At 62.7% G+C, this 8,576-nt stretch carries 7 protein-coding genes; 5 read left to right on the top strand and 2 right to left on the bottom strand.

The window, feature by feature from the left end; translation table 11 throughout:
* A partial coding sequence (gene aspS, locus VGO04_RS16070; RefSeq protein ID WP_327496961.1) for an aspartate--tRNA ligase occupies positions 1-1,431 on the bottom strand: 1,431 nt, incomplete at its 3' end.
* Positions 1,432-1,751: 320 nt separating this feature from the next.
* Here aspS and VGO04_RS16065 point away from each other — a divergent pair.
* The 4 genes from VGO04_RS16065 to VGO04_RS16050 all read left to right on the top strand — a co-directional run bounded on the left by VGO04_RS16065 (position 1,752) and on the right by VGO04_RS16050 (position 6,965).
* On the top strand, positions 1,752-2,993 hold the full coding sequence (locus tag VGO04_RS16065) for an MFS transporter (protein ID WP_327496960.1): 1,242 nt from the start codon (positions 1,752-1,754) through the stop codon (positions 2,991-2,993).
* Positions 2,994-3,089: 96 nt separating this feature from the next.
* Positions 3,090-4,490 (top strand): multicopper oxidase family protein, encoded by a 1,401-nt coding sequence (locus tag VGO04_RS16060; RefSeq protein WP_327496966.1) that lies wholly within the window; start codon positions 3,090-3,092, stop codon positions 4,488-4,490.
* A gap of 77 nt (positions 4,491-4,567) precedes the next feature.
* Positions 4,568-5,719 (top strand): ribonuclease D, encoded by a 1,152-nt coding sequence (gene rnd / locus VGO04_RS16055; protein WP_327496959.1) that lies wholly within the window; start codon positions 4,568-4,570, stop codon positions 5,717-5,719.
* Positions 5,720-5,906: 187 nt separating this feature from the next.
* Entirely contained in the window at positions 5,907-6,965 is a 1,059-nt protein-coding gene (locus VGO04_RS16050) for an adenylate/guanylate cyclase domain-containing protein (RefSeq protein ID WP_327496958.1), read from the top strand.
* A gap of 176 nt (positions 6,966-7,141) precedes the next feature.
* Here the strand turns inward: VGO04_RS16050 and VGO04_RS16045 are convergent, their stop codons facing one another.
* Positions 7,142-7,549, bottom strand: coding sequence for a DUF2000 family protein (locus VGO04_RS16045; protein WP_327496957.1), 408 nt, complete (start codon positions 7,547-7,549; stop codon positions 7,142-7,144).
* Here VGO04_RS16045 and VGO04_RS16040 point away from each other — a divergent pair.
* On the top strand, positions 7,548-8,444 hold the full coding sequence (locus tag VGO04_RS16040) for an AraC family transcriptional regulator (RefSeq protein WP_327496956.1): 897 nt from the start codon (positions 7,548-7,550) through the stop codon (positions 8,442-8,444). The two genes, VGO04_RS16045 and VGO04_RS16040, sit on opposite strands and share 2 nt — an antisense overlap.
* Positions 8,445-8,576: the final 132 nt, after the last annotated feature.

Genomic DNA, 8,576 nt, shown 5'->3' with positions numbered 1-8,576 from the left:
GGCCTTGAGCGACAGCGGATCTTCGGTGTTCAGCGCCTCGAGGCCGCCCTGCGGCATCGAGAAGGGGTTGTGGGCGAAGTCGATCTTCTTTTCGTCTTCCAGCCATTCGTAGAACGGGAAGTCGACGATCCAGCAGAATTCAAAGCGGTCACGGTCGACGAGGTTCAGTTCTTCGCCGGCGCGCGTGCGGGCTTCGCCTGCGAACTTGTAGAACTTCGCGGGATCACCGGCGACGAAGAAGCAGGCGTCGCCGTCATCGAGGCCGAGCTGCGTGCGGATCGCATCCGTGCGCTCCTCGCCGATGTTCTTGGCGAGCGGGCCGGCGCCTTCGAGCTTTTCGCCTTCCTTGCGCCAGAAAATGTAGCCGAGACCCGGCTGGCCCTGGCTCTGTGCCCACGCGTTCATGCGGTCGCAGAACGCACGCGAGCCGCCGGTCTTTGCCGGGATCGCCCAGACTTCGACCTTCGGGTTCGACGCGATCATGTTGGCGAAGACCTTGAAGCCGGAACCGGCAAAGTGTTCGGTGACCGCCTGCATCTCGATCGGGTTGCGCAGGTCCGGCTTGTCGGAGCCGTACTTGCGGATCGCGGTGTCGTAAGGAATGCGCGGGAACTTTTCGGTCACCGGCTTGCCATCGGCAAACTCGACGAAGATGTCGCGGATGACCGGCTCCATCGTCGACCAGACGTCTTCCTGCTCGACGAAGCTCATTTCGAGATCGAGCTGGTAGAACTCGCCCGGCAGGCGGTCCGCGCGCGGGTCTTCATCGCGGAAGCACGGCGCGATCTGGAAGTAGCGGTCGAAGCCGGCAACCATCAGCAGCTGCTTGTACTGCTGCGGCGCCTGCGGCAGAGCGTAGAAGCTGCCGGGGTGGATACGCGACGGCACGAGGAAGTCGCGGGCACCTTCCGGCGAGGACGCCGTCAGGATCGGGGTCGTGTATTCGGTGAAGCCGACCTCGCCCATGTGGCGGCGCATCGACGAGATGATCTGGGTGCGCTTGACGATGTTCTTGTGCAGCGTATCGCGGCGCAGGTCGAGGAAGCGGTACTTCAGGCGCACGTCTTCCGGATAGTCCGGCTCGCCGAAGACCGGCAGCGGCAGTTCCTTGGCAGCCGAGAGAACTTCGATCTCCTGGGCGTAGAGTTCGATCTCACCGGTCGGCATGCCCTTGTTGACGGTGTCGTCCATACGCGCCTTGACGAGACCGTCGATGCGCACGACCCACTCGCCGCGAACGGTTTCGGCCGCCTTGAAGGCGGGGCTGTCGGGATCGGCAACGACCTGGGTGATGCCGTAGTGGTCACGCAGGTCGATGAAGAGCAGGCCGCCATGGTCGCGGACGCGGTGGACCCAGCCGGAGAGGCGAACGGTGGAGCCGACGTCCGACTTGCGGAGGGCGGCACAGGTGTGGCTGCGGTAACGGTGCATCGTCTTATCCCGGAATTGCAAAGAGCCGCGCAAGCTCGCGAAAGCGGCGCGCGGCAACATGGTCAAAATCGGGCGGAAAAGCGCATGATGCGTTGGCTTTGTCAAGCTGCAGCGCCCGCTGCCGCCCCGATGGAAGTGCGTTGTAAACGATGGAGACGGCCAGTCCAAGAGCGCTGGGCGCGATAGCAAGCCGAAATGCCGCGAAAAGAACGGCAACCGTCACAATTCGGGGCTGTCCGACGGCAGAATGCGACGCTACACATTTCAAGGCCCGCAACGATCCCCCGAGTCGCGGCCGATTTCCGGATGTCGCCTGCCCCATGTCTCAGATTCGACCGCTCATCCCCCTTCTCGTCACCGCAGGCATTCTTATCGGCGGCAACGGTCTGCAGGGCACCTTCATCTCGCTTCGTGCTCTTGAAGAGGGTTTCTCGACATCGCTGATCGGCGTGATCGGCGCCGGCTACAACATCGGCTTTGCGCTCGGCTGCGTGTATGTCACCCGTATCCTGCGCTCGATCGGACACATCCGCACCTTCTCGGCCATGGCGGCGATCGCTTCCGCCGCGGCGATCTCCATGGTGCTCGTCATCAATCCGCTGATGTGGTTCCTGATGCGGCTTCTGGCCGGCATCTGTTTTGCCTGCCTGTTTGCGACGGTGGAGAGCTGGCTCAACGCCAGCGTCACCAATGCCAACAGGGCGCGCACGCTTTCCGTCTATCGCCTCGTTGACCTCGGCTCCGTCACGGCGGCGCAATATGTCATCCCCGGCATCGGGCTTGGCGGCTTCGAGCTCTTCGCCATCATCTCCATGGCGTTGACGCTGTCGCTGGTGCCGATCTCCTTTGCCGACCGGTCAAGCCCGGTGGCGCCGGAGGCCATCCGCTTCGACGTCAAGGCACTCTGGAACATCTCGCCGCTTGCGACCGTCGGCTGCATCGTGGTTGGCCTCACCAACGCGGCCTTTCGTTCGCTCGGGCCGATTTACGCGCAAGGCATTGGCCTTTCGGTGACCGCGATTGCCACCTTCATGAGCGCCGGCATCATCGGCGGCGTCGTGTTGCAATATCCGCTCGGCCACTATTCCGACCGGATCGATCGCCGCCTGATCATCCTGATCGCCACCTTCGGCTCGCTGCTTGCCGGCCTGTTCCTCGCTTTTGGCGCGGGCAATGACGAGTGGCTGAACTTTGCAGGCATCTTCCTGTTCGGAGCGTTTGCCATGCCGCTCTATTCGCTCTGCTCGGCCCATGCCAACGACCATGCGGCAGAGGGGCAACATGCGCTGGTATCCGCCGGCATGCTGTTCTTCTGGTCGCTGGGCGCGATCATCGGCCCGCTGTTTGCATCCTTCCTGCTCGAAATCTTCGGGCCGCAGGCACTCTTCATCTACACGGCGGCGATCCTCTTCCTGTTCATGCTCTACACCCTGCAGCGCATGTTTGTGCGCGGACCGGTACCGACAGCCGCGCGCGCCATGCCGTTCCGCAACCTTTTGCGTACATCGTCGTTCTTCAACAAGCTCGCGGCGGGCAACAATCACAAGCGCAAGGATCGCTAACGCCCTGCGGCAAGATGCGCGCGACGCATCGAATTGCTGAATTCGGCGATCAGGTTTAAACCGGTGGCGACCTCACCAGCTGTCGAGATTGCCGAAATGCCCGCCATCAGTCGCCGCACCTTCCTTCAAGGCTCCGCCGCCCTCGGGGGTGCATTCGCATTCGGCGCGGGCATGGCCGCGCGCGCAAGTGCAACGCCCGATCCGCAACTGTTAACGGCACAGTTCACGCAGGCTAAAATCGCTGGTGACGCCATCACGCCGAAGGTGATGACCTATGGCCTGGGAGATACACCGGCAGAGGGCACGCCGCCGGTCCTGCGCATGCGCAAGGGCGAGCCCTACGCCGCGCGGCTCATCAACCGGCTGGACGAACCGACGACGGTGCATTGGCATGGCCTCAGGATCGCCAATGCCATGGATGGCGTGCCCGAGCTGACGCAGCCCTATGTCTATCCCGGCGACCGCTTCGACTACGTGTTCACGCCACCGGATGCCGGCACCTTCTGGTATCATCCGCACTGCAATACGCTGACGCAGATGGGCAGCGGGCTCACCGGCGTCATCGTTGTCGAGAACCCCGATGATCCGGCCTTCGACGCCGAGGTCGTGCTCAACCTGCGCGACTGGCGCCTTGGCGCAGGCGGCGCCTTCATCGATCCGTTCAAGCCACGCGACGCGGCCCGCGGTGGCACCTACGGCACCGTGCGCACCGCGAACTGGGAGCAGGAACCGACTTACGACGCGCCAGCCGGCGGGCTGGTGCGGGTGCGGATCGCCGCCACCGACGTCACCCGCATCTACACGGTCGGCCTCGACGGCGCGCAAGCCATGGTGATCGCGCTTGACGGCAATCCGGTCGACAAGCCCTTCGCGCTTGACCGCTACGACTTCGGCCCCGGCCAGCGCATAGATCTCGCGCTGCGCATGCCCGACGGCGAAGGCCAGACGGTGGCGCTTGGCAATTTCCGCGGATCGCGTCCCTGGACCATCGCTCGCTTCAAGGCCGTCGGGGCATCGCTGAAGCGCGATCTTCGTGATGTTGCCCCCCTGCCCGCCAACCCGATCGCCGAGGCGGATCTTTCCGTCGCTACCCGCGTGCCGGTCGACCTTTCGGCGACGGCAGAGCACAAGGCGACACCTTCCATATGCGGCTCGCTCGGCTACACGTTCTGGGCGATCAACAAGGTGCCGTGGCCGGGCGACACGCCCGACCCGATTGCACCAATCGAAGAGATGAAGCTCGGGAAGAGCTATGTGCTTCAGATCGCCAACCGGACGCCGCACGCCCATCCGATCCATCTGCACGGCTTGAGCTTCCGTATCCTCAGCTCCAACAAGCGGACCTTCCTGCCGCCGCCGACCGATACGATCCTGCTTTTGCCCGACGAACAAGCGGAAGTGGCGCTTGTGGCGGACAATCTGGGCGATTGGGTCATCCATTGCCACATCATCGAACATCAGAAGACCGGCATGACGGGTTATTTCAAGATCGTCTGAGAATTTCGATTGTGACAGATGCCGCAACGGGCTACACGAAAGCCAAGCCGCATTTTCGCCACAGTGATTTAAATCTGATGATTGAAACAACCGCAGACCTTGAGGCCGCCTGCCAGCAGCTGGCCCGTTCAAATTATATTACGATCGATACTGAATTCCTGCGCGAGACGACCTTCTGGCCCGAGCTCTGCCTGATCCAGATGGCGAGCCCGGATCTTGCCGTCATCGTCGATCCGATGGCCAAGGGTATCGACCTTGCGCCCTTCTTCGCGCTGATGGCGAATACGGATGTCGTCAAGGTGTTCCATGCCGCACGTCAGGACATCGAGATCATTTTCCATCTCGGCAACCTCATTCCGCACCCGATCTTCGACACACAGGTCGCAGCCATGGTCTGCGGTTTCGGCGACAGCGTCTCCTACGACCAGCTCGTCAGCCGCGTCACCGGCACCCAGATCGACAAGTCGTCGCGCTTCACCGACTGGAGCCGCAGGCCGCTGACCGACAAGCAGCTCGACTATGCGCTTGCCGACGTGACGCACCTGCGGGACATCTACCAGCATCTGACGGCTGAGCTCGAGCGCGAAGGGCGTTCGCTCTGGCTGACCGAAGAGATGGCGATCCTCGAGGCCCAGGACACCTACGACCTGCATCCCGACGACGCCTGGCAGCGGCTGAAGATGCGCGTCAAGAAGCCGATCGAACTCGCCGTCCTGAAAACGGTCGCGGCCTGGCGCGAGCGCGAGGCACGCGCCCGCAACGTGCCGCGCGGGCGCATCCTCAAGGACGACGCCATCTACGAAATCGCGCAGCAGCAGCCGAAGGACGCGGAAGCCCTGGCGCGGCTCAGAACCATTCCGAAGGGCTGGGAGCGCTCTAGCGCCGGAGCGGCTGTTGCCGAAGCCGTCAACGAGGCGCTCGCCATCCCGAAGACCGACCTTCCGAAGCTGCCGCGTCAGAGCCACACGCCGGAAGGTGCTGCAGCCGCGAGCGAGATGCTGAAGGTCCTGTTGAAGCTGATCGCCGAAAAGCAGGGGGTCGCCGCCAAGATCATCGCCAACAGCGAGGATCTCGACAAGATTGCGGCCGAGGGCGAGAAGGCTGATGTCGGCGCACTCAAGGGCTGGCGGCGCGAGCTCTTCGGCGAGACGGCGCTGAAGCTGATCAATGGCGAGGTGGCGTTGCGCTTTGTCGACAAGAAGATCGAAGCGGTCGAGATCAACGTCTAGATCACGTCTGCGACACCATGAAAATGCTTTCGGGCGGAACCAAGCTTCCGCCCGAATCCGGCTCTAGCTGAAAGCCGGGCGGAACATGATCACCATCGTCTCGAGCGGGGTGAAATGGGTGCAGCCGGCGCGATAAACCGGGCCGACTGACGCGGATGCCGCTACTTCCGCTATCGGGGCTTTTCGCATGCGTTGGCGCTTCTCCACTTTCGAAGGACTTCTCCTGTTGCTCGTCATCGCGGGTGCCGGGGCGGTCTACGCATGGATCTTTTATGGCAAGGGCGCGCTGATCGGCGCGACCTACGCGCTGTTCATGTGCCTGCCGATTATCGCGTTTGAGAGACGTGTCATCTTCCGGCGTCTCAATCGACGGATCCATGCTTTCTCCACGCCGGTTTTCTTCGTCGCTTCGCTGGCGATTTACTTTGTGCTGCTCGACGTCGGCTACGCCGTCGCCGGTCTGCTCATGCAGACGAGCGGCGTCATGGGGGACGACTACTGGATGGAGGCGATGATGCCTTCCAAGACCGTCCTGCTCTACGCATTGGCCATTTCAGGCTCTCTGGTCTTCATTCTCCGGGTACGCGAACTGTTGGGCCGCGACGTCTTTCTGAGCCTGCTGACAGGCAGGTACCGCAATCCGGTCCAGGAGGAGCGCGTCTTCCTGTTCGTCGACCTCGCCGGCTCGACCTCCTACGCGGAAAAACACGGCGACCTCAGGATGCAGGAATATCTCGGCAAGTTGTTTTCTACGATCGCTGACCCTGTTTTGCGCTATCGCGGCTCGATCGACGACTATGTCGGAGATGCCGCCGTCATTACCTGGCCCTTCGATCGCGCCACCAACAATGCGGCCTGCATCCATTGCGTCTTCGACATTCTGGAAACGATCGATGCGGATGCACACCGTTGGCAAAAGGAGTTCGGCGAAGTTCCACGCCTGCGCGCAGCCCTCCATGGCGGCACCATCGTTGCTGCGGAAATTGGTCTTGATCGGCACAAGATCACCTATTTCGGCGATACGGTGAACACCACCGCGCGGCTCGAAGGTTTCTGCAAGACGCTCGGCCACCAGGTGCTGATCTCGACCGATCTCGCCCGCAAGATGCGTCTGCCGCACTATATCCGGGTGGAGGATCTCGGCGAACACGCGGTCAAGGGACGTGGCCAGAAACTCGGCGTGCTGGCGTTGCGAGTGGGAGGTTCGGTGTCGGCCCCTGCCCCCTTGGCCAGTCCCGCGGAATAGGTGCGGGACGGCGCAGAGATGAAAGATCGATACCATCGCGATCCAGACCTTGCCGCGCTCTACGACCTCAGCTGCTGATGGTCCGTCGACCGCGATCTCTACGAAGACTGGCAACGGACCGGCTTCGACGGCGGATCGTCCGACGAGATGATTTTCGTCGCCGGAAGGTAATTGCCTCAGCCGTGCAGTTTTGCGCCTTTTGTGATCTTGTCGACCGTCTTCTTGTCCGCATGGATGGCGATACCGGCGACCATCGCATCGTCCGGATTTGTCTCGGCAAAGACCGCGCGGTTGGCGCTATCGTGACCGGTCGCAAACATCGCGTCGACATAGATCGATGCGCGCACATCCCTTTCGATCGCCCGCCGTTGAATGTTGCCGAGTGTCTTCCCATCTGCGGCTAGCACGATGATCGGCTGGATGCTCAAGGCGTTGTAGACGTTGCCGTGGCCGTCGCGGTAATCTTCACCGATGATGTCGGGCTTCTGCCCGGCGATCCCGGTGGCGAGGAACGCGGTGACGTTCAGCTTCTGCCAGGTTGCCAGGTCCTCGCGCAAGACGATTGCAAATTTGGTATCGAACATGACGGCCATCTCCATTTCAGCCCGACAGGGCGTGCCGGAAGACGCATTATCGGAGGATGCCGCACTCGATCTTGAACGATTGTGCGGCGCGCCCGGCGACGGCATCCGGGTTGCCCCGGCAATCGAGGGCATCGAGCGTATCGAAGCTCGGCTACACGGAAAGTTCTTCGAACCGCATCGCCATGACACCTATGCGATCGGCGTGACGCTCGGTGGCGTGCAGACCTTCCAGTATCGCGGCGAGAGCCGGTTCAGCAATCCCGGCAGCATCATCATCATCCATCCGGACGAGGTGCACGACGGCGGCGCCGGGACCGATATCGGCCTGCGCTATCGGATGATGTACCTGCAGCCGGAGCGCTTGCTTGCCGCCCTCGATACCGCAGGCGGTTCCCTGCCCTTTGTCGCCGCCCCCGTCGTCGGTGACGAGGCTCTGCGACAGGCGATCGGCGAAGCGGTGATCGATCTCGACCATGGCATCGACGAGCTGGCGCTCGACGACATCCTTGCACGGATCGCCGAAGGACTTTGCCGCCACGCCGGCGCTGGCGAAATCAGATCCGGCAAGACGGACAAGATCGCCGTCCTGCGCGCAACCGACTTCCTGCGTGCCAATCTCGACAGTCCGGTCGGCTCGCCTGAGCTGGAGGCGATCAGCGGCCTCGACCGGTTCACGCTGGCGCGGCAATTCCGCAAGGTGCTCGGCACCAGCCCGCACCGTTACCTGCTGATGCGCCGGCTGGAGCGCGCACGCCAGATGATCGCCAAGGGCGAAAGCCTTGCGGGCGCGGCACTTGAGACCGGCTTTGCCGATCAGGCGCATTTCACCCGTCATTTCAAGCGGGCCTATGGTTTGACGCCAGGGCGGTGGGCGAACCTCGCCGTTGCCGGCTGAGCCTGTCACCAAAGCTTCATCGGTCTGTCAGACAAGCATCACCCCTTCGTCATTTAAGCCGCCTATCGGGTTGCGGTCTGCAGCGCCGCACGTCTCAGGACGCGCAACGGTCGCTGTAGCGCTTAGAAACGC

Origin of the sequence: Ensifer sp. (assembly GCF_035999185.1) — a bacterium.
In the GTDB taxonomy this organism is placed as follows: Bacteria; Pseudomonadota; Alphaproteobacteria; order Rhizobiales; family Rhizobiaceae; genus Ensifer.
The sequence above is the reverse complement of the archived record's forward strand: the minus strand, read 5'-3'. Positions and strand labels throughout refer to the sequence as shown.